The organism is Rahnella sp. BIGb0236 (assembly GCF_004364755.1).
Lineage (GTDB): Bacteria > Pseudomonadota > Gammaproteobacteria > Enterobacterales > Enterobacteriaceae > Rahnella > Rahnella victoriana.
In genome coordinates, this window is the sequence record NZ_SOAO01000015.1 from 64,351 (window position 1) to 89,576 (window position 25,226).

Here is a 25,226-nt window from a genome sequence, read left to right on the forward strand (position 1 = left end):
GTCAGTAACCGCATCCATATCAATATATTGGGTGGACTTCGGGGATGTATTTATCCCGCAGATATCATTAAGCCCAAATCAATGGGAAGGATCCTTAATTCTGGGTAAAAGTCGTCATGACGGCGTACTGATGTTGTGCAAACTGCACAGCCGGTAAAGATTGCAGACTTTCGCCGAGGATTTTAAACATGCTGTCGGCATAAATCTGCGGCAGAGGTTGTTTCACGCGGCAGAGGCTGATCCGTTTACGTGCTGATGCAGGCGGCGGCGTTTTCCCGGCTGGCGTGCTGCGCTGAGGTTCGTTCAGCAGATCGCTCGGGCGGACCAGTTGGATATCGGCAGGCAAATTCGGCAGCATCTGTTGCAGCACTTTCACAGTAGTGGGATGCGGGTGTCCGATCGCAATGGCATATCCGTTCCGGCGTGCGAGCTGAATGGCTCGCTCAAACTGATGGCGGATTTCAGCTTCGTTCTGCACATCATCCAGAAACACGTTACGTTTAATGACTTTTACCCGCGTACCCTGTGCCGCTTTCACCGACTGGGTATTACCGATAGTCATGCTGTCGAGGAAGAACAGGTTATGGGCGTTCATCGCCTGCATGACGTTTTCCATCCCGGTCAGGCTGGAGGTCATGGCGCTGCCCATATGGTTGTTGATGCCAATCGCGTAAGGGATATTGCTGATAGCCTGATCGACAATGTGCTTCACTTGCTCAGCACTCATGGACGGTGTCAGGGTATCTTTTTCCAGCGGCTGTTTGCTCAGTGGCGCCATCGGCAGATGGATCAGAATTTCACGGCCCTGCTGATGCGCTTTGTTCATCATCATTTGCGAATCAGGTGCATTGGGGAAAATCGCGACGGATACCGCTTTTGGCATCTGAAGTACCTGGTTTTCCTCATGCTGGCGATAACCAAAGTCATCAATCAGGATGGATAATTTCGCTGCCTGAACCTGACAAACGAAAAACGCAGTACCACAAAGGGCAGCTAAAACGGACTTTTTATATCGCAATGCTATCTTCCCAACCACGGCTGTGGGTTAACTGCCTGGCCCTGACGACGAATTTCAAAATACAGCGATGGCTGGCCTTGTCCGCCGCTGTTCCCCACTTTAGCAATGGCCTGACCGCTTCTGACCTGATCGCCCACGCTGACCAGCGCGTCCTGATTGTAGCCATACAGACTCATATCGCCTTTGCCGTGATCGATAACCACAACCAGCCCGTATCCCTGCAACCAGTCCGCCAGAATGACACGTCCATCGGCGATAGCCCGCACATCACTGCCTTCTCTGGCTGAAATCACAATCCCTTTCCAGCGTAGTTCACCCTGCAATTGTTCGCCGAAGCGGTGTATCAACGAACCGTTAACAGGCCACATATTCTGACCGGATGGCCTTCCCAGACCGCCCGTCCGGGCCATCAGTGACTGTTCGCTTTGGGTCGGTTTATAGGTTGAGCCCGATTTTTTCGCCTGCTGTTCTTTTGCCCTGACGGCTGCCGCTTCACGTGCTTCTTTTTCCGCCCGTGCTTTGGCTGCACGTTCAGCTGCCGCAATTTTGTTTTGCAGGCTGGATTCGTTGGCGCGCAATTCCGTCAGGCTCTGCTCATCTTTTTGCAATGAGGATTCCAGCGCCGTGAGGGTTTGTTTTCGGGCTGCGCGTGCCTGCTCAAGTTTTTGCTGCTGCGTTTGTTGTTCGTTTAACAGCGTTTTTTGCCGGGTTTGTTTGGCCTGCAAAGAGACCCGCTGTTCCGCCAGCGTGGTACGCGTTTGTTTCAGTTCTTCGATGGTTTTCTGTCGTGATTCATTCAGATAGCCGAAATAAGCGAGGATCCTCTCGCTGCGTTCGCTTTCTTCGCTGCTTAACAGCAATTGCAGGCCTTTGTGCTGGCCGATGCGGAAGGCGGCATCGAGCTGCCGGGCGAGAAGGGTTTCCTGCGTCTTTTGCTGTTTTTGTAATTTATCGATGGACGCATTAAGCCCGGAAATGTCTTTTCCCAGCGTCGCGAGGGTGGACTGAGTGCCACGAAGTTCGCTGCTGGCGGAGGCGATGGTTTTTTCCTGCGCCTGTAACTGCTGCAATAATGTGCCGCGTTGTTGCTTCTGCTGTTTGACGCTTTTTTCTTTTTCCGCAATGTTTTGCTGAATGGTTTTGAGCTGATCTTTATTGTCGTCAGCGTGGGCACTCACCCCGGGAAAAAGCAACGAAGCGCAAAGGAATAAGGCTGGAGATGGGAAGGCAGATACGGCCTTGTCCTGAGCGGAAAGGCGGGTTCTCATCAGGCTGAAATGAATGAATTTGCTCAATCTTTTTTCCGCTTGTCGACCGTGAATGATAGACAATATGGCTGTCCCTTTTCGTATCGTAACACTAATCAACCGGCTGATGCACAAACAAAAAAGGCGTACCAACCGGTGTCAGCACGCCTTTATTTCACTGCTTTAACAAAAATTAGCGGGCGATAAACAGCGGTTTGCCGCTCATTTCTGCCGGAATTTCCATGCCCATCAGGGAAAGCATAGTCGGCGCGATATCAGACAATTTACCGCCTTCAACAGCTTGTGCGTCCCCGCCAATATAAATCAGCGGCACCGGCAGGCTGGTGTGTGCGGTATGCGCCTGACCGGTTGCCGGATCACGCATTTGTTCCGCATTACCGTGGTCAGCGGTGATCAGCAACTGGCCGCCGACGGCTTTCACCGCATCGACAACCTGAGCCACGCAATGATCGAGCGCTTCAACCGCATTGACCGCCGCTTCGTAAACACCGGTATGGCCGACCATGTCGCCATTCGGGTAGTTACAAATAATGGTGTCGTATTTGCCGCTGTTGATCGCGCCCAGCAGTTTTTCGGTCAGTTCAGCAGAACTCATTTCCGGTTGCAGGTCATAGGTCGCCACATTCGGTGATTTCACCAGAATACGGTCTTCCCCTGCAAACGAGTCTTCCATGCCACCGTTAAAGAAGAAGGTGACGTGGGCATATTTCTCCGTTTCAGAGATTCGCAGCTGTGTTTTACCGTGAGCCATCAGCCATTCGCCTAGCGTGTTTTTCAGGGAGGCTGGCGGGTAGGCGCAGGCCGCATTAATGTCTGCGGCATATTCGGTCAGCATGATGAAATCGCCGAAATTAATCACTTTTTCACGGGTAAAACCGTCAAAATCCGGGCTGATAAAGGCGCGGGTGATTTCACGGGCACGGTCAGCGCGGAAGTTCATAAAGATCAGGGCATCGCCGTCATTGATTGCCGCGGATTCTTCGCCTGCCGCCTGCAACACGGTGGGTTTAACAAATTCATCGTTTTCATCACGCGCATAAGCGGCTTGCAGACCTGCAAGTGCGTTATCGGCAGTGAATGCGCCTTTGGCCTGTGACATCAAATCGTAAGCCAGTTGCACGCGATCCCAGCGGTTATCACGATCCATGGCGTAATAACGGCCCACGATAGATGCGATACGGCCTGTGCCAAGTTGTGCGAATTTCTCTGAGAAGCGTTTCAATGCCGCTTCAGCACTGCGTGGCGGTGTATCGCGGCCGTCGAGGAAGGCGTGCAGATACACGGCTTTCGCGCCGCGACGGTGCGCCAGTTCGACCATCGCCATGATGTGGTCTTCATGACTGTGTACGCCACCGGCAGACAACAGGCCCATAATGTGAACCGCTTTGCCTGCTGTAACGGCACGATCTACAGCGCCGGTCAGTACGCTATTATTAAAGAAGTCGCCTTCTTTGATTTCTTTGTCCAGGCGGGTGAGATCCTGATACACGATACGGCCTGCGCCTAAATTGACATGGCCCACTTCGGAATTACCCATCTGACCGTCAGGCAGACCGACGTCCAGCCCGGAAGCAGCGATGAGGGTATGCGGATAGGTGGCCCACAGATTATCCATGACGGGGGTTTTGGCATTCAGAATCGCGTTATCTTGTTGTTCTTCGCGATGGCCGTAGCCATCAAGAATAACCAGAACCATCGGTTTTTTGTTGCTCGACATGTCAATTGACCTCAGTTTAAAAGATGAAATGCTCAATAGGCTCGCCAGCTAAAAAGGACAAGAACAGGCGCGGCTAAGGGCATTCGGGCGGCCTGATTTTACCCCAGCACTGCAAGGGAATAGCCGGAGGAGATCAAAGATGAGGCGAGGTGAGGGTTAACTTTCGGCATAAAGGCGTGTTAATTTTCCGAGACGTGCCGCAGTTTGTGGCATTCGCCCGCGCTTACTGGCTGTATTTGCTCCGACGCGCAGGTATACTCTGAAGCCTTGAATTTTCCCCCAACTGACGGGAGTTGCTACACCCCATGCAAGATATTATGCCATTCATCAGTGCGCATCCGGTTCTCAGCCTGGCGTGGGTTGCGTTACTGATTGCAGTAATTGTGACCACCTTTAAAACACGTTTTTCTAAAGTGAAAGAGATCACTCGTGGCGAAGCAACCCGACTGATCAACAAAGAAGATGCCATTATTGTCGATGTGCGCGCGCGTGAAGAATTCCGCAAAGGCCACATCGCAGAATCACATAACGTGCTGTCTGCCGACATTAAAAACAACAACCTGGGTGAACTGACGAAACATAAAGCGCAGCCTGTTATCGTGGTTTGCGCGACCGGCCAGACTTCCCGCACTGCGGCAGAAGGCCTGATCACCGCAGGTTTTGAACGTGTTTATACCTTGAAAGAAGGTATCAGCGGCTGGAGCGGTGAAAACCTGCCTCTGGCGCGCGGTAAGTAAGCATTCAGCCAATCGCAACGGCACTAAAATATAAGATCCAGAGGTGGAACCCATGGCTAAAATTGAAATCTATACCAAGGCAACCTGCCCTTACTGCCATCGTGCGAAAGCCCTGCTCAACAGCAAAGGGGCTTCATTCGATGAAATTGCTATCGATGGCGACGCAGATAAACGTGAGAAAATGATCGCCCGCAGCGGTCGTTCAACCGTTCCTCAGATCTTTATCGATGGACAGCACGTTGGCGGTTGCGATGATTTACATGCGCTTGATGCCCGTGGTGGCCTTGACCCGATGTTGGGTTAAACAAGGCGGCCGCGGTTTTTCATTAAGCGTTTAAAAGGACTATTAACCCGAGGGTACTACTTACATGTCAGAACAAAATAACACCGAGATGGCTTTCCAGATCCAACGTATCTACACCAAAGACATCTCTTTTGAAGCGCCAAATGCGCCTCAGGTTTTCCAGCAAGACTGGCAACCAGAAGTTAAACTGGATCTTGATACGGCGTCCAGCCAGCTGGCGGAAGGCGTATACGAAGTCGTCTTGCGTGTGACGGTGACCTCTTCACTGGGCGACGAAACCGCATTCCTGTGCGAAGTCCAGCAAGGCGGTATCTTCACTATCTCCGGTATCGATGGCAACCAGATGGCACATTGCCTGGGTGCATATTGCCCGAACATTCTGTTCCCGTATGCCCGTGAGTGCATCACCAGCCTGGTTTCCCGCGGTACCTTCCCGCAACTGAACCTGGCACCTGTTAACTTTGACGCGCTGTTCATGAACTATCTGCAACAGCAAGCTGAAGGCGAAGGTGCCGAACCGCATCAGGATGCCTGATGAAAACCGTCAATGCGTCAATGACTGTTATCGGTGCCGGATCTTACGGCACCGCTTTAGCGATTACTCTTGCCAGAAATGGCCATCCCGTTGTGCTGTGGGGACACAATCCCGATAACATCAACGAATTACAACGCGACCGTTGTAATCAGGCATTCCTTCCTGATGTCCCGTTCCCCGACAATCTGCTGCTCGAAGCCAATCTTTCTGTCGCACTGGCGGCCAGCCGTAATGTGCTGGTTGTGGTGCCAAGTCACGTCTTTGGCGACGTATTGCGTCAGCTGAAACCGCATTTACGCCCGGATGCGCGCGTGGTGTGGGCGACGAAAGGTCTGGAAGCCGAAACCGGACGGTTGTTGCAGGATGTCGCCCGTGAAGAGCTGGGCGATGCCATTCCGTTAGCCGTGGTCTCCGGCCCGACATTTGCCAAAGAACTGGCGGCAGGCATGCCAACGGCAATTTCTCTGGCCGCGACCGATGCCCGTTTCGCCGAAGATTTGCAGCAGTTGCTGCATTGCGGCAAAAGCTTCCGCGTTTACAGCAACCCCGATTTTATCGGCGTTCAGCTGGGCGGAGCGATTAAAAACGTGATTGCGATTGGTGCCGGGATGTCCGATGGTATCGGCTTCGGTGCGAACGCCAGAACCGCATTGATCACCCGCGGACTGGCCGAAATGACCCGTCTGGGTTCCGCGTTAGGCGCGGATCCTGCCACCTTTATGGGCATGGCAGGGCTGGGGGATTTGGTGTTAACCTGCACAGACAACCAGTCCCGCAACCGTCGCTTTGGTATTATGCTGGGGCAAGGCAAGGATGTTCAGACCGCTCAGGACACGATCGGCCAGGTTGTTGAAGGTTATCGCAATACGAAAGAAGTACGGGCGCTGGCGCAACGTAACAACGTCGAAATGCCGATCACGGAACAGATTTACCAGGTGCTGTACTGCGGTAAAGATGCGCGTGAAGCAGCGATCAGTTTGCTGGCCCGTGCGAGCAAGGACGAAAAACACAGCCACTGAAAGGCCTCTGAAGCATAGCCACCTTGTTGGTATTCCCGACAGGGCGGCTTTTTATTACCCGAACTTGCAAAGTCGTAAGGAAAAGTGATGTCGCTAGAAGAATTAGAACTGGTCTGGAATAACATCAAATCAGAGGCGCGAGCGCTGGCTGAGTGTGAACCGATGCTGGCCAGTTTTTTCCATGCGACGTTACTTAAACACGAAACGTTGGGCGGCGCGTTGAGCTACATTCTGGCCAACAAGCTGGGCAACCCGATTATGCCTGCGATGGCGATTCGCGAAGTGGTTGAAGAAGCCTATCGCAACGACGAGCAAATGATCCTCTCTGCTGCCCGGGATATTCTGGCGGTACATCAGCGCGATGCGGCAGTCGACAAATATTCCACCCCGTTGCTGTATCTGAAAGGTTTCCATGCGCTGCAGGCATACCGTATCGGTAACTGGCTGTGGAAGCAGGATCGCAAAGCGCTGGCGATTTATTTCCAGAATCAGATTTCTGTGTCATTCGGCGTAGATATTCATCCGGCGGCGAGAATTGGTTGCGGCATCATGTTTGACCACGCCACCGGGATTGTCATCGGTGAAACGGCGGTAGTCGAAAATGACGTGTCGATTCTGCAATCTGTCACCCTCGGCGGTACCGGCAAAACCTGCGGTGATCGTCACCCTAAAATCCGTGAAGGCGTGATGATTGGGGCCGGTGCGAAAATCCTCGGCAACATCGAAGTGGGGGCTGGGGCAAAAATCGGTGCGGGTTCGGTGGTGTTGCAATCAGTGCCTGCGCATACCACTGCGGCGGGCGTACCCGCGCGTATTGTCGGGCGGCCGGAAAGCGAGCGTCCTTCCATGGATATGGATCAGCATTTCAACGGTATTGCGCAGGGTTTTGAATTCGGCGACGGTATCTGACCGACCTTTTAAGATGGCATGGTTCTGCATGCCATCTTCTGCATTTTCTCTACGCTATTCTTTCAGCAATGCGCCCGGATATCCCAGCTGGCGCCAGGCTTCATACACCACCACAGAAACGGCATTCGACAAATTCATGCTGCGGCTTTCTGCGCGCATAGGGATGCGGATTTTCTGTTGTGCTGGCAGGTTGTCCAGAACAGACGCCGGTAAGCCGCGGGTTTCAGGGCCGAACAACAGGAAGTCGTTATCCTGATAGCTGACGGCGCTGTGCGCGGGCGTTCCTTTGGTCGTCAGTGCAAACAGACGCTGCGGGTTTTCGCTGCTGAGAAAGGCATCATAATTCGCGTGGTGTTTGATATGAGCGAATTCATGGTAATCGAGTCCGGCACGGCGCAGACGTTTATCGTCCCAGCCGAAACCTAAAGGTTCGATGAGGTGAAGCTGACATCCGGTGTTGGCACACAGGCGGATAATATTGCCGGTATTGGGCGGGATTTCTGGTTCAAATAAAACAATGTTAAGCATGCGTCCCCCTGATAGAGGGACGCAGAATAGCAGAAACTTAACGCTGGTGCAGCGGCAGCCAGATAATCAGACGAAGGCCGCCCAGCGGGCTGTCTTCAGCTTTAACGCTGCCCCGGTGTTGCTGAACGGCAGTATCCACGATTGCCAGTCCGAGACCTGTGCCGCCGGATTCCCGGTCACGCGCTTCATCGGTGCGATAGAACGGACGGAAAATCTGTTCGCGATCTTCCTCACTCACGCCGGGGCCATCGTCATCAACGGTGATGGTGATCCCTTCACTGTCGTGGGCGAAGTTCAGCGCAATGTGATGATGCGAATAACGCAGGGCGTTACGCACGATGTTTTCCAGTGCGCTGTCGAGCGCCGCCGCATTACCAATCAGTTTCCATGGGCCAGGAGGCGATGTCACCTCAAGGGTTTTGCCCATCTGTTCGGCTTCAAACTGCGCATCATCAATCACCCCGGCCCACAGTTCGTTGGCCTTCAGGGTTTCGCGTGATAACTCATTTTTATGCTGGCTGCGTGATAACACCAGCAGATCGTTGATCATGCCATCGAGACGCTGCGCCTCATTTTCGATGCGCTGCAATTCTTTCCCTTCGCCATGACGACGTCTCATCAGTGCGGTTGCCAGCTGCAGACGGGTCAGCGGTGTACGCAGTTCGTGGGAGATATCAGAAATCAGCCGTTGCTGTGCGGTGACCATCCGCTCGAGGGCGCTGACCATCTGGTTGAAACTGGCACCGGTCGCGAGGAATTCCTGCGGGCCGGCTTCGAGTTCTGGGTGCTGCTTGAGATTACCGCGTGCAACGTCATCTGCGGCGTTCTTCAGCTTACGTGCAGGTTTCGCCAGACTCCATGCCAGCCACAGCAGCAGAGGGGCGCTGATGAGCATGGTGACGATTAACAGCAGCAGGGGGCGGTCGAACATCAGGTTGATAAAGTCAGACTGGGAGCTGCTGGCCGGACGCATCAGGTACAGCTGGTAGTTATCTTCACCGTCACGTACGGAGAAAGGCCCCACCATTTCCACGCGGCCATACTTTTTCTTTTTCGGGCGATCTGAGTTATCAGACTGACCGATAAAGTTACGCACGATCTGCATTTCGTTACGCTGTGCGCCGATCACCCGGCCTTCGCTGGTGACCAGCAACAGACGCTGACCCGGCGGTGCCCATTTGTCGATGGCACGGAATAACCTGCGCCACCACATCAGATCATTGGCAGGATCGGTCGCCAGCTCAGCTTCAACGTGTTGTTCAATCATCAGGCCTTGCCGCTGTTCGTTATCGAGCAACGGCGTAATCTGGCGTGAATCGAGTTTCGGCACCATCAATACCAGCATCAGCACCAGGGCTAATGTGAACCAGAAAATGGCAAAAATTCGTGCCGTAAGGCTGTTTATCATGAAGCAGAAACCATCAGATAACCGCGTCCGCGCAAGGTTTTAAACCACGGATGTCCGTCCTGACGATCGGGCAATTTACGGCGTAAATTGGAGATATGCATATCAATGGCGCGGTCAAATGGCGTCAGACGTTTACCCAGCACTTCCTGACTCAGATGTTCGCGGGAAACGACCTGTCCGAGATGTTTTGCCAGTAAATACAACAGGGTAAATTCAGTGCCGGTTAAATCCAGCGCTTCGCCGTTAAAACTGGCTTCCTGGCGTCCCGGGTTCAGCTGCAACCCGTCCACTTCCAGCGTCGGTGAGCCATTATTTTCATTGGTTTGCTGTTGTTCGCTCCAGTTGGAACGGCGCAACATTGCCCGGATGCGGGCCACCAGTTCGCGGTCATTAAACGGTTTTGGCAGATAGTCATCCGCACCCAGTTCGAGGCCGAGAACGCGATCCAGTTCACTGCCGCGAGCGGTTAACATAATCACTGGCGTCTGGTGACGCTGGCGCAATTCTTTAAGGGTTTCAATGCCGTTTTTCTTCGGCATCATCACGTCAAGCAACAGAAGGTCGATGGTATTATCGATTTTCTCTAATGCCTGCTCACCGTCGTAAGCCACCACAACATTAAAGCCTTCCATTTCGAGCAATTCTTTCAAAAGTGAAGTCAGTTCACGGTCGTCATCAACCAACAAAATTTTATTCATTGTATTTACCTCTAGACGCAAAATACGTCATCAATTGCCGCTATTCCATGACTTTACGTACTTTTACAAGCACTGACGCTTGTTTGCAGCAGCAGGTTTAGACTGCTTTTCAATGATTCGCGATGCAGCGATAAAGACTTTAGGAGTATGTGATGTTTAAGGCAGCTTCATTCGGTTTAGCCACGCTTCTGACGCTGAGTTCAGGTGTCGTTTTAGCAGATGGCGCAAAACCAGTGTCGGCGATGCCAGCAGAACATGATAGCACGATGTTGGACAAGCCTCAGGAACGCAACACCATGTTTGATGGTGTAAATCTCACTGAGCAGCAGCGCCAGCAAATGCGTGACCTGATGCATCAGGCTCGTAAAGATCTGCCTCATGTAAATGTAGAACAGATAGAAACGATGCACAGGCTGGTCACCGCCGAAAAGTTTGATCAGGCCGCAGTTCGCGCACAAGCCGAGTTAATGGCTCAGGAGCAAGTGGATCGCCAGGTTGAAATGGCCCGCATCCGCAACCAGATGTTTAATCTGCTGACACCTGAGCAAAAAAACGTATTAAACCAGAAACATGAGCAACGCATGAAAGAGATGCAAATGCAGTTATCTGGCTTACAACCCTCTTCTGCCCAGAAGACGAGTAGTACCAGCACGACCGAGTAAGATCCCTGTTTTTCCTTGCCATAGACACCATCCCTGTCTTCCCCCACCGTATGGTGGGGTTTTTTTTGTCTGTAATTTGGGATTGTGTTTTAAACTTGAAATTAACAAGGTGGAAATCTGCGCGTAACGATCTGGAAATATCTTGTAAAAGCCGTATGAATCAGTAAATTGCGAAGTACAGAGCGGTGTAAGCGTATTCTTGCTGACTTGAATCAATTCAGCACCGGTGTTTTGTTATACTATAGGCTCAAACGCTAGTAAGCCCTTTTGGCTGCACAAGAAAAATTCGCCCAACAGGCTGGCTCAAGATTCTTAAGAAATTGCATCTACAAGTTCAGAGGTAGTCATGATCAAAAAAATTGGTGTACTGACAAGTGGTGGCGATGCCCCAGGCATGAATGCTGCGATCCGTGGCGTTGTCCGCTCCGCATTATCAGCAGATTTGGAAGTCTACGGTATTGAAGATGGCTACCTCGGCATGTATGAAAACCGCATGCGCAAACTGGATCGCTACAGCGTCTCCGATATGATCAACCGTGGCGGTACTTTCCTGGGTTCAGCGCGTTTCCCTGAATTCCGTGATCCGGAAATGCGTAAAGTCGCCCTGCAGAATATGAAAGACCGTGGTATCGATGGCCTGGTGGTGATCGGGGGTGACGGTTCTTACGCAGGTGCAGACCTGCTGACCAAAGAAGGCGGTATCCGTTGCATCGGTCTGCCAGGCACTATCGATAACGACGTGGCGGGTACTGACTACACCATCGGCTTCTTCACGGCGCTGGGCACCGTGGTTGAAGCGATTGACCGTCTGCGTGACACCTCTTCTTCACACCAGCGTATTTCTATCGTTGAAGTGATGGGCCGCTATTGTGGCGATTTGACGCTGGCAGCGGCCATTGCCGGTGGTTGCGAATTTATCGCTATCCCTGAAGTGGAATTCAAACGTGATGATCTGGTTGCTGAAATCAAAGCCGGTATCGCGAAAGGCAAAAAACACGCGATCGTTGCCATCACTGAAAAGTTAGACAACATCGAAGAGCTGGCCAAATACATCGAGAAAGAAACCTGCCGCGAAACCCGTGGCACCGTATTAGGCCATATTCAGCGTGGCGGTGCGCCGGTGGCTTACGACCGCATTCTGGCTTCCCGCATGGGGGCTTACGCGGTGGATCTGCTGCTGGAAGAAGATCGTGACTATTCTCAGGGCGGTTTCTGCGTCGGTGTTGAAAACGAGAAAATGGTTCACGAATTAATCTCGATTTGTATCGCGCCAGAGAATAAGAAAAGTAAATTCAAAGAAGACTGGTACGACACGGCGAAAAAACTGTTCTGATACAGTTTGTTACGCTCCGATAAGAACCTCCTTTTACGGGAGGTTTTTTTTCGCCTCGCTTTTGGTTATTCCAGAAAGTAATAGAAAAAAACCTTTTATTCTTTATGTGTTTCATTTTTATCTGGCAGGCTCTCTTTATCGAACAAATAAATGAAATCCATAGAAACTATTTTCGGGAGAAAGTGCGATGCGTAAATGGGCTGCAGGTTTGGGATTACTGTTAGTGGCAACGGGAGCAATTGCCAAAGATATTCAGATTCTGAACGTGTCATACGATCCCACCCGTGAGTTCTATGAGCAATACAACAAAGCGTTCAGCAAATACTGGCAGGGTAAAACCGGCGATACCGTCACCGTTCGCCAGTCGCATGGTGGCTCCGGTAAACAGGCAACATCGGTTATCAACGGCATCGAAGCGGATGTGGTGACGCTGGCGCTGGCTTATGACGTTGATGCTATTGCTGAACGTGGCCGTATCGATAAGAACTGGATCACCCGTCTGCCGGATAACTCTGCGCCTTACACATCCACCATTGTGTTCCTGGTACGTAAAGGCAATCCGAAACAAATTCACGACTGGAATGATTTGATTAAACCGGGCGTGTCGGTGATTACACCGAACCCTAAAACTTCCGGCGGTGCGCGCTGGAACTATCTGGCGGCCTGGGGTTATGCCCTGCATCACAACAACAATGACAAAGCGAAGGCTCAGGATTTCGTGAAAGCATTGTACAAAAACGTCGAAGTGCTGGATTCCGGCGCACGTGGCGCAACCAATACTTTCGTTGAACGCGGCATCGGTGATGTGCTGATTGCGTGGGAAAACGAGGCGCTGCTGGCGACGAAAGAAGTCGGTAAAGATAAGTTTGAAATCGTGACGCCAAGCGAATCGATTCTGGCGGAGCCAACGGTTTCTGTGGTCGATAAGGTTGTCGATAAGCGTGACACCCGCACGGTGGCCGATGCCTATCTGAAATACCTTTATTCACCGGAAGGCCAGACGATTGCGGCAGAAAACTATTACCGTCCGCGTGATGCTGAAATCGAGAAAAAATTCGCGTCTGAATTCCCGAAAGTTAAACTGTTCACCATTGATCAGGTGGCCGGTACCTGGGCACAGGCACAGAAAGACCATTTCGCGACCGACGGTATCTTTGACCAAATCAGCAAACGTTAAGACTGTTTTCCAGACAATAAAAAACCCCGGCGTGCCGGGGTTTTTTATGCGCAGAAGAAACAGGCTTACGCTTGTTTAGCTTCAGCAGCAGCTTTCACGATCACTGCGAAAGCATCAGCTTTCAGTGATGCGCCGCCAACCAGTGCGCCATCGATGTCTGGCTGGGTGAACAGCTCAGCAGCGTTAGCCGCGTTAACGGAACCGCCGTACTGGATGATCACTTGTTCAGCAACCGCAGCATCTTGTTTCGCGATGTGGTCACGGATGAATTTGTGAACGGCCTGAGCCTGTGCAGGCGTGGCAGATTTGCCGGTACCGATCGCCCAAACAGGTTCGTAAGCGATGACTGCGCCTTCGAATGCTTTCGCACCCAGCGTGTTCAGCACGGCATCCAGTTGTTTAGCGCAAACGGCTTCTGTTTTGCCAGCTTCGTTTTCTGCTTCGGTTTCACCGATGCACAGAACCGGGATCAGGCCAGCTTCTTTCAGCACGCCGAATTTCTTCGCGATGAACTCGTCGCTTTCTTTGTGGTAAGTACGGCGTTCTGAGTGACCGATGATGATGTATTTCGCACCGATATCTTTCAGCATGTCGGCAGAGATTTCACCGGTGAATGCGCCGGACAGGTTAGCATCAACGTTCTGAGCACCCAGCGCGATACGGCTGCCAGCCAGAGCGTGTTTAGCCTGTGACAGGTAAACTTCTGGTGGAGCAATCGCAACGCCACAACCTACAACTGTGCTCAGTTCAGTACGCAGAGCAGCAATCAGTTCGTTAACCATGTGGGTGCTGCCGTTAAGCTTCCAGTTACCCATCACTAATGGATGTCGCATGTTTTTTCCTCCAAAAGGGGACGCGAGTGTCGATTAAAATTTCTGCCAAACAAGCAGATTACCTGTGCAACAGTATAGAGATCATTGACCATAAAGGCTTTGCTTTTTGTCATTAAAAACCGTCATCTCACGGCTCGGCGAGCGCCAGCTTGACCGGCTCAACGGCGAATGTCAGACCTTTTTCGCCATTGTCTGAAATCACAAAACGTACCGCGCCCACTTCCTGCTTATAAAACTGCTGACCTTTACCTTTCTCGATCAAAGAAGCGACTCTCGCCACGCTTTGTTCGGTGGTCAGGGTGGCATCGAACTGACGCATCAGGTTTGCCATATAGCTGATTGCCAGCGTGCGGGCCGCTTTTTCTTCTGCGCCCTGAATCGGCAGATAGGTGATTTGCAGCGTTTTGATTTTCCCGGTGCCTTTTTCCAGCGCGGTCGAGGCATACAGATTTTCATTAATCTTGCTGGCGGCGCGGGTCAGGGAACTGTTCGCAGATTTATCGCTGATCGCGCGGAACTCGCCAATCTGCTGGGTCGGATTGGCCTCATTGTATTTCGCGCGGAAATTGATCAGCGTCGTTTCAAATGTCGGCGCACCGGCCAGCAGGTAAGGGGCTTTTGGCATCTCTTCGGTGCCGGCATGGTCAGCCGGCGGATCGGCCAGCGCGATGTTCTGGCCAGCGAGCAGGATTAACGCGGACAGCGTCAGGCGTAATAAGGATTGAGCAACAGTCATAGGGCGTGTCTTATTTTGATTCAACTGTCCGATTAAAGCGGGGAACGGGGGGTAATGTCAAAAGGAGTGCGTAAAGATTCTCGTCGCCTCTGCCGGTAGGTTACACTCCGCCTGTTTTAACAATTTACTCCCATTGTATTTGACGGAACCGACTGCCAATGACGTTACAGCATGCACTGTTTTCTTTTAACGGCCGCCTGGGCCGCCGCGATTTCTGGCTCTGGATGGTCAGCTGGCTGATTCTGATGGTGGCTGATTTCTTTTTTGCCGCACAGGAATGGATTACCTATCAGTCCGCCGGTTTCGCGCTGGTGGTGTTACTGTGGCCGACGGCTGCGGTGCTGGTGAAAAGATTACATGACCGTAATAAATCCGCCTGGTGGGCGCTGCTGTTTGTATTGGCGTGGATGCTGGTTGCCGGGAACTGGGCGGCGGCGATGCCACAGATGTGGAGCTGGGTTCTCGGACGTCTGGCACCTTCAGTCATTTTCATCATGTTGCTGATCGACTGCGGCGCTTTTGTCGGCACGCCGGGCACAAATCGTTTTGGCCCGGAGCCGGACGAGGTGAAATTCCGCTGATTTTTTATGTACAGGCTTACCAGTAATGCTCGCTGGTCATATGGCCCGGTTTACGTTTCAGGTGTTTGCGCATACCCCGTGTGTCTTTCAGTACCTGCTGGGTATCGCGAACCATTTGCGGGTTGCCGCACAGCATGACGTGGCTGTCTTCAGCCAGCATCTTCAGACCGACAGCCTCTTCCAGCGCGCCGCTTTCAATCAGAGCCGGAACACGGCCTGTCAGGGAGCCGGAAATTTCCTCGCGGCTGACCACGGTCTGAATATGTAATTTGCCTTCATAGCGACGCTGAAGCTGTTGCATGAGTGGCAGATAACTCAGGTCAGCTGCGAAACGTGCAGCGTGAACCAGAACGATATTTTTGAACCGCTCCAGCCCTTTTCCTTCCTGCAAAATTGACAGATACGGCCCGATAGCCGTGCCGGTTGCCAGCATCCACAGGGTGTCGCATTCAGGCACTTCTTCAATCACGAAAAATCCGGCGGCTTCTTTGGTGATAGTCATCTCGTCGCCGGGCTGCATCACATGCAGGCGCGGGCTGAGTTTTCCTTCCGGCACATTCACCAGATAAAACTCCAGCTCACCGCTGGATGGCGGGTTTACATAAGAATACGCGCGTTGCACCCGCTCACCGTCAATATCCAGCGAAAGTTTGGCGAACTGGCCTGCGGTAAAAGGATCGACGGGCGCATTGACGGTGATGCTGAACAAATTCTCTGTCCAGTGCTCAACTTTTTTGACTTTTCCTGTCACCCATTCAGCCATAAAAAACTCCCGTGGTTTCTGGTTTCTTCATGTCGTGCAAAATATGCAGTGCGAAATTATGTCCTGATTTTATTTCAAATTTTTCGGATCCCGTATCGGTTAAATGTTATCAGCCTGTTCATGACCCGTTAGCCAGTATCGATTTCCGTACACCCAGCGTTACAGATGTGGTTCCCGCCGCTGCCAGCAAAGGTTCAGAAGAGTTTCCCGCAATACTCGCTTATTCATCTTAATTTGTTAACTTATGCGCCGCCGCAGTCCGGCTGAATTTACTGGTTATTTGTTCTGCACTTTTCCAACCTTATCTGATAATGAACTGAAAAATGAAAAATCTGGAAAACATTCACCTGCTTATCATGCTCATTTTGCTGGTGGCTGTCGGGCAAATGGCGCAAACCATTTACGTGCCGAATATCGCCGATATGGCGGCCAGCCTGGCCGTAAAACCGGGCGCTGTGCAGCGGGTGATGGCCGCGTATCTGCTGACCTACGGCGGCTCACAGCTGGTCTATGGCCCGCTTTCCGATAACATTGGCCGCAAACCGGTGATCCTCACCGGCCTGATGATTTTCCTGATAGGGGCGGCGGGCGCGATGATGTCCACCAGCCTGACGATGCTGATTGCCTTTGCGGCCATTCAGGGGCTGGGCACCGGTGTGGCGGGCGTAATGGCGAGAACCATGCCGCGTGATTTATACAGCGGCGGCGCGTTGCGCCATGCCAACAGCCTGCTGAACATGGGCATTCTGGTCAGTCCGCTGCTGGCGCCGGTGATTGGCGGTGCGTTGTCCGCATGGCTGGGCTGGCGAGCCAGTTTCGGTTTCCTGTTAATCCTGTGCGCGGGCGTGGCGTTCTCGATGTACCGCTGGCTGCCGGAAACCCGTCCTGAATTCACCGCCGATCATCCGCCGCGCAGGATGCTGGGCAGCCTGCGTTTATTGCTGGCTGATGCCAACTTCAGCCGTTATCTGGTGATGCTGGTTGGCGCACTGGCTGGCGTAGCGGTATTTGAAGCCAGCTGTGGCGTGCTGATGGGCGGCGTGCTTGGCCTGAGCGGCGTGATGGTCAGCGTGCTGTTTATCCTGCCCATTCCGGCGGCGTTCTTTGGCGCATGGTACGCCGGTCGCACGGAGAAAAGCTTCCAGCAACTGATGTGGCATTCGGTGATCAGTTGCCTGCTCGCCGGTCTGGCGATGTGGATCCCCGGCTGGCTGGGCGTGATGAATATCTGGACGCTGATTGTTCCTGCATCGTTGTTCTTCTTCGGCGCAGGCATGTTGTTCCCGCTGGCGACGACCGGTGCGATGGAGCCTTTCCCGTATCTGGCGGGTGCAGCGGGTGCGCTGGTCGGGGGATTGCAGAATATGGGCTCCGGACTGGTGGCGTGGATGTCGGCCATGTTGCCGCAAACCGGTCAGTTCAGTCTGGGATTACTGATGTTCGCCATGGCGGTGCTGATTTTATTGTGCTGGCTACCGATGTCGAACCGCAGTCAGCATGAAGGGCATACGGCCTGATCATGCAAAAGCAGGGCGCGAATGGCCCTGCTTTTTGATGACCGGAAGCTGAGGTTTAGATAATAAATTCGTGCAGCGCCGCGTCTTTGCGGTCGAGGTAATGCGTCGAGCGGATGCGACGGATCGTGCGGGATTTACCGCGGATCAGCAGCGTTTCGGTGGTCGCCATATTTCCCTTGCGGCTGATGCCTTCCAGCAGATCACCTTTGGTAATGCCGGTCGCGGAGAAAATCACGTTATCGTTACGCGCCATATCATCCAGCAGCAACACTTTACCGGCTTCAATCCCCATCGCCTGGCAACGCGCCAGTTCTTCTTCACCGATACGACGATTTTCCGGCGTATCGCCTTTCACGTCATGACGCGCCAGTAAACGCCCCTGCATATCGCCATCCAGCGCGCGGATCACTGCCGCAGAAATCACGCCTTCCGGTGCGCCGCCAATGCCATACAGCACATCCACTTCGCTTTCCGGCATACAGGTCAGAATGGTTGCCGCCACGTCACCGTCAGGGAACGCAAACACACGCACGCCGGATGCCAGCATTTCGCGGATGGCGTCGTCATGACGTGGTTTCGCTAAAACGGCGACGGTCAGCTCGGTCAGCGGTTTACCCAGCGCGTTGGCGATATTCGCCAGATTCTCTGCCAGCGTCAGATTCAGATCGATAGCCCCTTTTGCGCCCGGCCCGACGGCGATTTTTTCCATGTACATGTCGGGAGCATTGAGGAACGAACCCTGGTCGCCAACCGCCAGCACAGCCAGCGCGTTGGACTGGCCCATGGCGGTCATGCGCGTGCCTTCAATCGGGTCGACGGCGATATCCACCGCATCGCCATTGCCGGTCCCGACTTTTTCACCGATATACAGCATCGGCGCTTCATCAATTTCCCCTTCGCCAATGACGATAGTGCCGTCGATATCGACCTTATTGAGCATGATGCGCATGGACTGAACGGCAGCGTTATCGGCCAGGTTTTTATCACCACGACCCAGCCATTTATAACCGGCCAGCGCGGCAGCTTCGGTCACGCGGGAGAACTCGATTGCTAATTCACGTTTCATTGGAAAGCCTGTAGAAAGAAAAAAAGAGGTCGGTGAGGCGAGGCTCATCTGTGCCGCAGATTTTAGCACAACGGGAAAGGGGCATAAAAAAACTCCCCGGATGGGGAGTTTCAGAAACAGGTGTTGGCGATAATATCCGGCGATTACTCGTCGTGATCTTCCCAGGAGCGAACGCGTGCCACCGCTTTTTGCCAGCCTTTATAGCGGACATTACGTTCCGTCGTTTCAATGCTTGGGCGGAATTCACGTTCAATGGTGGCTTTGCTGCGCACTTCTTCCAGATCGTTCCAGAAACCGACAGCCAGACCGGCAAGGTAAGCCGAACCCAGTGCGGTGACTTCCAGCACTTCAGGGCGCTCAACGCGGGTGCCGAGAATGTCTGACTGGAATTGCATCAGGAAGTTGTTGGCCACCGCACCGCCATCCACACGCAGCGCCTGCAGGCGTGCGCCGGAGTCAGCCTGCATCGCATCCAGAACGTCACGGGTCTGATAAGCGATAGATTCCAGCGTCGCGCGGATGATGTGGTTGCTGTTCGCGCCACGGCTCAGACCGAAGATCGCGCCACGGGCATACGGGTCCCAGTAAGGGGCGCCAAGGCCGGTAAAGGCTGGCACCACGTAAACGCCGTTGGTGTCTTTCACTTTCATGGCAAAATATTCGGAGTCAGTCGCGTCGCTGATCAGTTTCAGCTCATCGCGCAGCCACTGGATGGAAGCACCGCCGACAAACACCGCACCTTCCAGTGCGTAGTTCACTTCGCCGCGCGGACCGCAGGCGATGGTGGTCAGCAGACCGTTTTTAGAGGCAACCGCTTCGGTACCGGTATTCATCAGCAGGAAGCAGCCGGTGCCGTAGGTATTTTTCGCCATACCCGGTTGTACGCACAGCTGACCATACAGCGCCGCCTGCTGGTCACCGGCGATACCGGCGATCGGAATACGCGTACCGCCTTTACCACCGATGTTGGTCTGGCCGTAAATTTCAGAAGAAGGGCGGACTTCCGGCAGCATTTCGCGCGGAATATCCAGCGCCTCCAGCATGCGGTCATCCCATTGCAGATCATGGATGTTAAACAGCATGGTACGTGAGGCGTTGGTGTAATCCGTCACGTGAACACGTCCCTGCGTCATTTTCCAGACCAGCCAGGTATCAACCGTCCCGAACAGCAGTTCGCCGCGTTTGGCGCGCTCACGGGAGCCTTCGACGTGGTCAAGGATCCACTTCAGTTTGGTGCCGGAGAAATACGGGTCAATCACCAGACCGGTGTTGTGACGGATGTATTCTTCCAGACCGTCTTTTTTCAGCTTTTCACAGATGTCAGCAGTACGGCGGCATTGCCAGACAATCGCGTTATAGATTGGCTTGCCGGTTTCTTTTTCCCACACGATGGTGGTTTCACGCTGGTTGGTGATACCGATACCGGCGATCTGATCAGAGTTAATGTCGGCTTTCGCCAGCACTTCCACCAGCACCGAGCTTTGCGATGACCAGATTTCCATCGGGTCGTGCTCAACCCAGCCCGATTTAGGGTAGATCTGAGTGAATTCGCGCTGTGACACGCTGACGATATTGGCATCGTGATCCAGAACTACGGCGCGTGAGCTGGTTGTACCCTGGTCGAGTGCAACAATGTATTTTTTTTCGTGAGTCGTATCTGCTGACATAATATTCATCCTGCGAATGAGTAAGCTGTGGAACAGTTTAGCCGATCAGGCCTTACGCTGTTTGGATGGCTGAGACGCTTTTTCTTCTACCGGCTCATTAATCTGATTTGGCAGATGGCGACCAATCAGCGCTTTATATGCGATGGCACCCAGAGAAGCCCCGAGCAGCGGACCAAAAATCGGCACCAGGAAATAAGGGATATCGCGTGCGCCGGTGAAGGCAACCTTGCCCCAGCCAGCAAAGAAAGCGAACACTTTCGGACCGAAGTCACGGGCCGGGTTCAGGGCGAATCCGGTCAGCGGCCCCATGGAGGCACCGATTACGGCGATCAGGATACCGATCAGCAGCGGTGCCAGCGGGCCACGTGGAATACCGTTACCATCATCGGTCAGGCCAAGGATCAGCGCCATCAGAATGGCGGTAATCACGGTTTCAACCAGAAACGCCTGCAAGACGCTGATATGCGGGTTTGGATAGGTTGAGAAAATACCGGCCAGATCCAGACTTTCGACGCTGCCGCGCACCATGTTGTGGCTTTGCTCGAAATCGAAGAACAGGTTGTAGTAGAGGCCGTAGACCAGTGCGGCGGCACAGAAGGCTCCGGCGACCTGCGCGATGATGTAAGGCAGAACTTTGCGTCCTTCAAAGTTTGCAAACAGACAAAGTGCGACGGTCACCGCCGGGTTCAGGTGTGCACCTGAAATGGCTGCAGTCAGGTAGATGGCCATTGCCACGCCCAGACCCCAGATGATACTGATTTCCCACTGACCAAAGGTAGCTCCGGCAAGTTTCATTGCTGCGACACAGCCCGCACCAAAGAAAATGATAAGCCCGGTACCCAGAAACTCAGCGATGCACTGACCTTTTAATGTGGAACTCATGGTTTGGCTCATAGTTTGATCCTGCTAAGGATAATGTTAATGGTTAGTTATAGTTTTTCTGTTATGTCGTACGTGAACGTAATCGGATTTTGGCGTTCATCATTAAATGAGAACGTAATGTGAATTTATCGTTAACGAGCATAAACGAGAAATAGCGAAATCAAAATTTGTGTGTTGTGTCATAAAAATGAGCGATTTCGCGTATTGGCAGAACTTGATGCAGCGCAAAAAGTCCATGATTTAACATTTTCAGCGAACCTGTCTTTTTAAACGAACATCAGCGACCTTATCCGTGCGGCGGCTAAGGTTATTCGGTATTAAGCCGGATTTCTGGTGAGTGACGCTGCTTTTTAAGCATTTCCTGATACCCGGCGCTGTAAAATTGCAACAGACTGCGTGGATAAAGGGGTTGCTGGTAGACAGACCACAGCTGGCTACATACAATCACCCGTTAAGACACCCGGCGGTTTTGCGCAATTCTCTGATGAATTTGTTATGAAAATCGACGGTGTGCAGGAATTTTTGAGCCGTGTCCGGACGATGCGGCAGAACATAAGATGTGCGCCTTGCGAACATAAGGGGACCGAAAAATGTCATTTGAAGTATTTGAGAAATTAGAAGCTAAAGTTCAGCAAGCGATCGATACCATTACTCTGTTGCAGATGGAAATCGAAGAACTGAAAGAGCAGAACAACACCCTGTCTCAGGAAGTTCAGCAAGCCAGCGGTAATCATGAGTCTCTGGTGCGTGAAAATGCGCAGCTGAAAGAAGAACAACACGTATGGCAGGATCGTCTGCGTGCACTGTTGGGAAAAATGGAAGAAGTCTGAGCACTTCCGCCATCAAATGAAAAAGGACGCCATGGCGTCCTTTTTTGTGGCTGCAAGAAAGCGTTACTCGATATCGAGCGGGTCTTCCGACAGCACGATACCGGTATTGTCGGCATACAGATGGTCGCCGGAGAAGAAGGTCACGCCGCCGAAATTGACACGAATGTCGCTTTCGCCGATCCCTTCACTGCCTGCGCCAGCCGGAATAGCGGCCATGGCCTGAATACCCAGATCCAGTTCTTCCAGATCGTCAACCTGACGGACCGCACCATAAATCACGATGCCTTCCCATTCGTTTTGCAGTGCCAGGCGTGCCAGTCCGGCATCCAACAGTGCGCGACGAACAGAACCGCCGCCATCGATCACCAACACGCGGCCCCGGCCATTTTCTTCCAGCAGATCATAAAGCAAGCCATTATCTTCAAAGCATTTCACGGTGGTGATTTGCCCGCCAAATGAAGTACGGCCGCCAAAGTTGGAGAACAAGGGTTCGACGACATTCACTTCTTCATGGTAGATGTCGCAAAGTTCGGAAGTATCGTATTTCATAGGATTTCATCTGGTTGCTGCATGAGTATTCAGTATATCCCTTTCCGGCGGATGTTGGCAAAATCATCAATTGTTAAATGTGAAAAGTGACCCGATAAACGCACATCAGGCCACTTTGCCTCAATTAAGTAACAGACCCACTGCAAACAATACGTTAGTCAGCAACGCGGTTTTCACCATATGTTCCAGCAGCGGGCGCACTTCCGTGGACGTTTTCGAATTCATTACCCGCATGACATGTTTTGCCAGCATCGGGATAGCCAGGACAAACAGCCAGCCGGTCCAGTGGTGCAGGTGCACGGCGGAGAATACTGCCAGACAGAGGACGGCAGCAGTCAGAAGGGTGGCGTGATAACGGCGCGCGTTGACCGGCCCGAGACGTACCGCCAGCGTATTCTTGCCATTGGCGCTGTCCGTTTCGATATCGCGCAAATTATTGATATTCAGCACCGCCGTGGACAGCAAGCCGGTCGCCGTCGCCGGTAACATCACGATCCAGTCGAAATAGCCCGCCTGCAAATAGAATGTGCCCGCGACGCTTATCCAGCCGAAGAAAATCAGCACCGAAATGTCGCCAAGCCCCATGTAGCCGTAAGGGCGCGTGCCGACGGTATAGGTGATGGCGGCGCCAATCGAGAGCAGACCGAGGATCAGAAAGCCGACCACGTCGCTCGGTTTTTGGCAGGCCACCGCAATGAGTGCGATACCGCAGATAATGGTCAGGGCGATGGTCAGGATAATCGCGCGTTTCATTTGTGCCGCGCTAATCAACCCTTTTTGCATGCCGCGCAGTGGCCCGACGCGATCGGGCGTGTCGCTGCCTTTCTCGGCGTCACCGTAGTCATTTGCCAGATTCGACAAAATTTGCAGGCATCCGGCAGTCAGCAGTGCCAGCAGCGCGGTCAGCGGATGGAAAACGCCTTGCAGACTGGCAATGGCAGTACCCATGACGATAGAGGCAAAAGCCAGTGGCAGGGTTTTAGGACGCAGGCTTTCCAGCCAGGCGCGGGCGGGCGTCGTCGGGGTGCAGGGAGTGATTATGCTCATAGTGATTTCGCTCAGGTGAAGAATCAGTCCGAAATCTAAAAAAAATCAGGGAGGCAAACGCCTCCCTGAAGATCACTTTCGGAACGTATGAGCAAATTATAAGATAAAACGGCTCAGATCTTCATCAGCTACCAGCTGGTCAAGGTGGCTTCTAACATAATCTGCATCAATGTTTATGGAGATTCCGCTGCTTTCGCTGGCGTCGTAAGAGATATCTTCCATCAGACGCTCCAGAACGGTATGCAGACGACGCGCACCAATGTTCTCGGTAGTTTCGTTTACCTGCCATGCGGCTTCCGCAATCCGGCGGATACCATCAGGGGTGAAATCAATGTTCACGCCTTCGGTTGCCATCAATGCTTTGTACTGATGAGTCAGCGAAGCACTCGGTTCGGTCAGAATGCGTTCGAAGTCTTCTGTCGACAGCGCCTGCAATTCCACGCGGATCGGCAGACGCCCCTGCAACTCAGGGATCAGATCAGACGGGCTGGCCGTCTGGAATGCGCCGGATGCGATAAACAGAATGTGATCGGTTTTCACCATGCCGTGCTTGGTCGATACGGTACAACCTTCCACCAGCGGCAACAGGTCACGCTGAACACCTTCACGGGAGACATCCGGGCCGGAGCTTTGACCGCCGCGTTTACAGATTTTGTCGATCTCATCGACAAACACGATGCCGTGTTGTTCAACGGCTTCGATCGCCTGTTCTTTCAGATCTTCCGGATTCACCAGTTTCGCCGCTTCTTCTTCAACCAGCAGCTTCAGTGCTTCTTTGATTTTCAGTTTGCGTGGTTTCTGTTTCTGAGCGCCCATGCTCTGGAACATCGACTGCAACTGACTGGTCATTTCTTCCATGCCCGGAGGGGACATGATTTCAACGCCCATCGGACCGGATGCCAGGCTGATTTCGATTTCTTTATCGTCCAGCTGACCTTCACGCAGTTTTTTGCGGAAATTCTGGCGCGCAGCAGAAGGTTCCTGCGCTTCGTCAGCCTGTCCCCAGTTGTTTTTTGCTGGCGGGATCAGCACATCGAGAATGCGTTCTTCGGCCAGTTCTTCAGCGCGATAACGGTTTTTCTCGATGGATTGCAGACGCACCATTTTCACGGCGGAATCGGTCAGGTCGCGGATAATGGAATCCACTTCTTTACCGACATAACCGACTTCGGTGAATTTGGTGGCTTCCACTTTGATGAACGGCGCGTTCGCCAGTTTCGCCAGACGGCGGGCGATTTCGGTTTTACCAACACCGGTCGGGCCGATCATCAGAATATTTTTCGGGGTGACTTCATGGCGCAGCGCTTCATCAAGCTGCATACGACGCCAGCGGTTACGCAGGGCAATGGCCACGGCGCGTTTCGCCTTATCCTGACCAATGATGTAGCTGTCTAATTCGCTGACAATCTCGCGCGGGGTCATCTCAGACATAATTTTCGATC

Annotated in this window: 26 protein-coding genes; 11 read left to right on the plus strand and 15 right to left on the minus strand. The window is 52.9% G+C overall.

Features of this window, described 5'->3' with window-relative positions; genetic code table 11:
• Positions 1-94 precede the first annotated feature (94 nt).
• From EDF78_RS22210 to gpmM, 3 genes are all read right to left on the minus strand, one after another.
• The gene (locus EDF78_RS22210) at positions 95-1,018 is read right to left on the minus strand and encodes a divergent polysaccharide deacetylase family protein (RefSeq protein WP_119823918.1); all 924 of its coding nucleotides are present in this window, start codon (positions 1,016-1,018) and stop codon (positions 95-97) included.
• Positions 1,019-1,020: 2 nt separating this feature from the next.
• Entirely contained in the window at positions 1,021-2,313 is a 1,293-nt protein-coding gene (gene envC, locus EDF78_RS22215) for a murein hydrolase activator EnvC (protein WP_095924119.1), read from the minus strand.
• Positions 2,314-2,458: 145 nt separating this feature from the next.
• Entirely contained in the window at positions 2,459-4,003 is a 1,545-nt protein-coding gene (gpmM, locus tag EDF78_RS22220; protein WP_133823919.1) for a 2,3-bisphosphoglycerate-independent phosphoglycerate mutase, read from the minus strand.
• A 305-nt stretch (positions 4,004-4,308) separates the two neighbouring features.
• Here gpmM and EDF78_RS22225 point away from each other — a divergent pair, with 305 nt between their 5' ends.
• From EDF78_RS22225 to cysE, 5 genes are all read left to right on the plus strand, one after another.
• Complete coding sequence (locus EDF78_RS22225; RefSeq protein ID WP_119823914.1) at positions 4,309-4,740, plus strand: rhodanese-like domain-containing protein; 432 nt, start codon at positions 4,309-4,311, stop codon at positions 4,738-4,740.
• A 52-nt stretch (positions 4,741-4,792) separates the two neighbouring features.
• Positions 4,793-5,044: a glutaredoxin 3 gene (grxC, locus tag EDF78_RS22230; RefSeq protein WP_013577603.1), complete on the plus strand. Its 252-nt coding sequence runs from the start codon at positions 4,793-4,795 to the stop codon at positions 5,042-5,044.
• A 64-nt stretch (positions 5,045-5,108) separates the two neighbouring features.
• Positions 5,109-5,579, plus strand: coding sequence for a protein-export chaperone SecB (gene secB / locus EDF78_RS22235; protein ID WP_013577602.1), 471 nt, complete (start codon positions 5,109-5,111; stop codon positions 5,577-5,579).
• Entirely contained in the window at positions 5,579-6,598 is a 1,020-nt protein-coding gene (gpsA, locus tag EDF78_RS22240) for an NAD(P)H-dependent glycerol-3-phosphate dehydrogenase (RefSeq protein ID WP_119823912.1), read from the plus strand. Before secB ends, gpsA begins: the two co-directional genes overlap by 1 nt.
• Positions 6,599-6,685: 87 nt before the next feature.
• Positions 6,686-7,507 carry a serine O-acetyltransferase gene (gene cysE, locus EDF78_RS22245; protein ID WP_095924122.1) on the plus strand — a complete coding sequence of 274 codons (822 nt, stop codon included), beginning with the start codon at positions 6,686-6,688 and terminating at the stop codon, positions 7,505-7,507.
• Positions 7,508-7,561: 54 nt separating this feature from the next.
• Here the strand turns inward: cysE and trmL are convergent, their stop codons facing one another.
• From trmL to cpxR, 3 genes are read right to left on the minus strand one after another with little or no spacing between them, the layout of a single operon-like run.
• Positions 7,562-8,035, minus strand: a complete 474-nt coding sequence (gene trmL, locus EDF78_RS22250; protein WP_095924123.1) for a tRNA (uridine(34)/cytosine(34)/5-carboxymethylaminomethyluridine(34)-2'-O)-methyltransferase TrmL — start codon at positions 8,033-8,035, stop codon at positions 7,562-7,564.
• A gap of 37 nt (positions 8,036-8,072) precedes the next feature.
• On the minus strand, positions 8,073-9,443 hold the full coding sequence (gene cpxA / locus EDF78_RS22255; protein WP_095924124.1) for an envelope stress sensor histidine kinase CpxA: 1,371 nt from the start codon (positions 9,441-9,443) through the stop codon (positions 8,073-8,075).
• The gene (gene cpxR, locus EDF78_RS22260) at positions 9,440-10,141 is read right to left on the minus strand and encodes an envelope stress response regulator transcription factor CpxR (protein WP_013577597.1); all 702 of its coding nucleotides are present in this window, start codon (positions 10,139-10,141) and stop codon (positions 9,440-9,442) included. Before cpxR ends, cpxA begins: the two co-directional genes overlap by 4 nt.
• Before the next feature lie 152 nt (positions 10,142-10,293).
• Here cpxR and cpxP point away from each other — a divergent pair, with 152 nt between their 5' ends.
• From cpxP to EDF78_RS22275, 3 genes are all read left to right on the plus strand, one after another.
• Positions 10,294-10,803 (plus strand): cell-envelope stress modulator CpxP, encoded by a 510-nt coding sequence (gene cpxP / locus EDF78_RS22265; protein WP_095924125.1) that lies wholly within the window; start codon positions 10,294-10,296, stop codon positions 10,801-10,803.
• A gap of 346 nt (positions 10,804-11,149) precedes the next feature.
• Positions 11,150-12,136, plus strand: coding sequence for a 6-phosphofructokinase (pfkA, locus tag EDF78_RS22270; protein WP_119823908.1), 987 nt, complete (start codon positions 11,150-11,152; stop codon positions 12,134-12,136).
• Between the two features lie 187 nt (positions 12,137-12,323).
• Complete coding sequence (locus EDF78_RS22275) at positions 12,324-13,313, plus strand: sulfate ABC transporter substrate-binding protein (protein ID WP_095924127.1); 990 nt, start codon at positions 12,324-12,326, stop codon at positions 13,311-13,313.
• 65 nt (positions 13,314-13,378) lie between these two features.
• Here the strand turns inward: EDF78_RS22275 and tpiA are convergent, their stop codons facing one another.
• On the minus strand, positions 13,379-14,146 hold the full coding sequence (gene tpiA, locus EDF78_RS22280; protein WP_104923984.1) for a triose-phosphate isomerase: 768 nt from the start codon (positions 14,144-14,146) through the stop codon (positions 13,379-13,381).
• A gap of 127 nt (positions 14,147-14,273) precedes the next feature.
• Positions 14,274-14,882 carry a DUF1454 family protein gene (locus EDF78_RS22285; protein WP_095924129.1) on the minus strand — a complete coding sequence of 203 codons (609 nt, stop codon included), beginning with the start codon at positions 14,880-14,882 and terminating at the stop codon, positions 14,274-14,276.
• A gap of 158 nt (positions 14,883-15,040) precedes the next feature.
• Here EDF78_RS22285 and EDF78_RS22290 point away from each other — a divergent pair, with 158 nt between their 5' ends.
• Positions 15,041-15,463 (plus strand): DUF805 domain-containing protein, encoded by a 423-nt coding sequence (locus EDF78_RS22290; protein ID WP_095924130.1) that lies wholly within the window; start codon positions 15,041-15,043, stop codon positions 15,461-15,463.
• A 16-nt stretch (positions 15,464-15,479) separates the two neighbouring features.
• Here the strand turns inward: EDF78_RS22290 and fpr are convergent, their stop codons facing one another.
• Positions 15,480-16,226 carry a ferredoxin--NADP(+) reductase gene (gene fpr, locus EDF78_RS22295; RefSeq protein ID WP_119823900.1) on the minus strand — a complete coding sequence of 249 codons (747 nt, stop codon included), beginning with the start codon at positions 16,224-16,226 and terminating at the stop codon, positions 15,480-15,482.
• A gap of 323 nt (positions 16,227-16,549) precedes the next feature.
• Between fpr and emrD the strand changes: the two genes are divergently transcribed.
• A complete protein-coding gene (gene emrD, locus EDF78_RS22300) occupies positions 16,550-17,743 on the plus strand; it encodes a multidrug efflux MFS transporter EmrD (protein WP_095924132.1) in 1,194 nt (397 codons plus the stop codon).
• A gap of 55 nt (positions 17,744-17,798) precedes the next feature.
• Here the strand turns inward: emrD and glpX are convergent, their stop codons facing one another.
• From glpX to EDF78_RS22315, 3 genes are all read right to left on the minus strand, one after another.
• Positions 17,799-18,809, minus strand: coding sequence for a class II fructose-bisphosphatase (glpX, locus tag EDF78_RS22305; RefSeq protein WP_131693816.1), 1,011 nt, complete (start codon positions 18,807-18,809; stop codon positions 17,799-17,801).
• 143 nt (positions 18,810-18,952) lie between these two features.
• Positions 18,953-20,476, minus strand: a complete 1,524-nt coding sequence (glpK, locus tag EDF78_RS22310; protein WP_095924134.1) for a glycerol kinase GlpK — start codon at positions 20,474-20,476, stop codon at positions 18,953-18,955.
• Between the two features lie 45 nt (positions 20,477-20,521).
• The gene (locus EDF78_RS22315) at positions 20,522-21,370 is read right to left on the minus strand and encodes an MIP/aquaporin family protein (protein WP_095924135.1); all 849 of its coding nucleotides are present in this window, start codon (positions 21,368-21,370) and stop codon (positions 20,522-20,524) included.
• Between the two features lie 578 nt (positions 21,371-21,948).
• On the opposite strand from EDF78_RS22315, the gene zapB reads away from it, so the two are divergent.
• Positions 21,949-22,188 carry a septal ring assembly protein ZapB gene (gene zapB, locus EDF78_RS22320; protein WP_013577585.1) on the plus strand — a complete coding sequence of 80 codons (240 nt, stop codon included), beginning with the start codon at positions 21,949-21,951 and terminating at the stop codon, positions 22,186-22,188.
• Between the two features lie 63 nt (positions 22,189-22,251).
• On the opposite strand, the gene rraA is transcribed toward zapB, so the two are convergent.
• The 3 genes from rraA to hslU all read right to left on the minus strand — a co-directional run bounded on the left by rraA (position 22,252) and on the right by hslU (position 25,215).
• A complete protein-coding gene (rraA, locus tag EDF78_RS22325; protein WP_013577584.1) occupies positions 22,252-22,737 on the minus strand; it encodes a ribonuclease E activity regulator RraA in 486 nt (161 codons plus the stop codon).
• Positions 22,738-22,857: 120 nt separating this feature from the next.
• Positions 22,858-23,784 (minus strand): 1,4-dihydroxy-2-naphthoate polyprenyltransferase, encoded by a 927-nt coding sequence (locus tag EDF78_RS22330; RefSeq protein ID WP_133823920.1) that lies wholly within the window; start codon positions 23,782-23,784, stop codon positions 22,858-22,860.
• 96 nt (positions 23,785-23,880) lie between these two features.
• A complete protein-coding gene (gene hslU / locus EDF78_RS22335) occupies positions 23,881-25,215 on the minus strand; it encodes an HslU--HslV peptidase ATPase subunit (protein ID WP_095924137.1) in 1,335 nt (444 codons plus the stop codon).
• Between the last annotated feature and the right edge of the window lie 11 nt (positions 25,216-25,226).

What these genes read in the sequence shown, in the direction of transcription:
- grxC (WP_013577603.1), top strand. Translation starts at nt 4,793, where the DNA reads ATGGCTAAAATTGAAATCTATACCAAGGCAACCTGCCCTTACTGCCAT.
- gpmM (WP_133823919.1), bottom strand. Translation starts at nt 4,003, where the DNA reads ATGTCGAGCAACAAAAAACCGATGGTTCTGGTTATTCTTGATGGCTAC.
- EDF78_RS22285 (WP_095924129.1), bottom strand. Translation starts at nt 14,882, where the DNA reads ATGACTGTTGCTCAATCCTTATTACGCCTGACGCTGTCCGCGTTAATC.
- trmL (WP_095924123.1), bottom strand. Translation starts at nt 8,035, where the DNA reads ATGCTTAACATTGTTTTATTTGAACCAGAAATCCCGCCCAATACCGGC.
- fpr (WP_119823900.1), bottom strand. Translation starts at nt 16,226, where the DNA reads ATGGCTGAATGGGTGACAGGAAAAGTCAAAAAAGTTGAGCACTGGACA.
- cysE (WP_095924122.1), top strand. Translation starts at nt 6,686, where the DNA reads ATGTCGCTAGAAGAATTAGAACTGGTCTGGAATAACATCAAATCAGAG.
- cpxP (WP_095924125.1), top strand. Translation starts at nt 10,294, where the DNA reads ATGTTTAAGGCAGCTTCATTCGGTTTAGCCACGCTTCTGACGCTGAGT.
- hslU (WP_095924137.1), bottom strand. Translation starts at nt 25,215, where the DNA reads ATGTCTGAGATGACCCCGCGCGAGATTGTCAGCGAATTAGACAGCTAC.
- EDF78_RS22315 (WP_095924135.1), bottom strand. Translation starts at nt 21,370, where the DNA reads ATGAGCCAAACCATGAGTTCCACATTAAAAGGTCAGTGCATCGCTGAG.
- tpiA (WP_104923984.1), bottom strand. Translation starts at nt 14,146, where the DNA reads ATGCGACATCCATTAGTGATGGGTAACTGGAAGCTTAACGGCAGCACC.
- emrD (WP_095924132.1), top strand. Translation starts at nt 16,550, where the DNA reads ATGAAAAATCTGGAAAACATTCACCTGCTTATCATGCTCATTTTGCTG.
- zapB (WP_013577585.1), top strand. Translation starts at nt 21,949, where the DNA reads ATGTCATTTGAAGTATTTGAGAAATTAGAAGCTAAAGTTCAGCAAGCG.
- pfkA (WP_119823908.1), top strand. Translation starts at nt 11,150, where the DNA reads ATGATCAAAAAAATTGGTGTACTGACAAGTGGTGGCGATGCCCCAGGC.
- cpxA (WP_095924124.1), bottom strand. Translation starts at nt 9,443, where the DNA reads ATGATAAACAGCCTTACGGCACGAATTTTTGCCATTTTCTGGTTCACA.
- EDF78_RS22225 (WP_119823914.1), top strand. Translation starts at nt 4,309, where the DNA reads ATGCAAGATATTATGCCATTCATCAGTGCGCATCCGGTTCTCAGCCTG.
- secB (WP_013577602.1), top strand. Translation starts at nt 5,109, where the DNA reads ATGTCAGAACAAAATAACACCGAGATGGCTTTCCAGATCCAACGTATC.
- gpsA (WP_119823912.1), top strand. Translation starts at nt 5,579, where the DNA reads ATGAAAACCGTCAATGCGTCAATGACTGTTATCGGTGCCGGATCTTAC.
- EDF78_RS22290 (WP_095924130.1), top strand. Translation starts at nt 15,041, where the DNA reads ATGACGTTACAGCATGCACTGTTTTCTTTTAACGGCCGCCTGGGCCGC.
- glpX (WP_131693816.1), bottom strand. Translation starts at nt 18,809, where the DNA reads ATGAAACGTGAATTAGCAATCGAGTTCTCCCGCGTGACCGAAGCTGCC.
- EDF78_RS22275 (WP_095924127.1), top strand. Translation starts at nt 12,324, where the DNA reads ATGCGTAAATGGGCTGCAGGTTTGGGATTACTGTTAGTGGCAACGGGA.
- glpK (WP_095924134.1), bottom strand. Translation starts at nt 20,476, where the DNA reads ATGTCAGCAGATACGACTCACGAAAAAAAATACATTGTTGCACTCGAC.
- EDF78_RS22330 (WP_133823920.1), bottom strand. Translation starts at nt 23,784, where the DNA reads ATGAGCATAATCACTCCCTGCACCCCGACGACGCCCGCCCGCGCCTGG.
- cpxR (WP_013577597.1), bottom strand. Translation starts at nt 10,141, where the DNA reads ATGAATAAAATTTTGTTGGTTGATGACGACCGTGAACTGACTTCACTT.
- rraA (WP_013577584.1), bottom strand. Translation starts at nt 22,737, where the DNA reads ATGAAATACGATACTTCCGAACTTTGCGACATCTACCATGAAGAAGTG.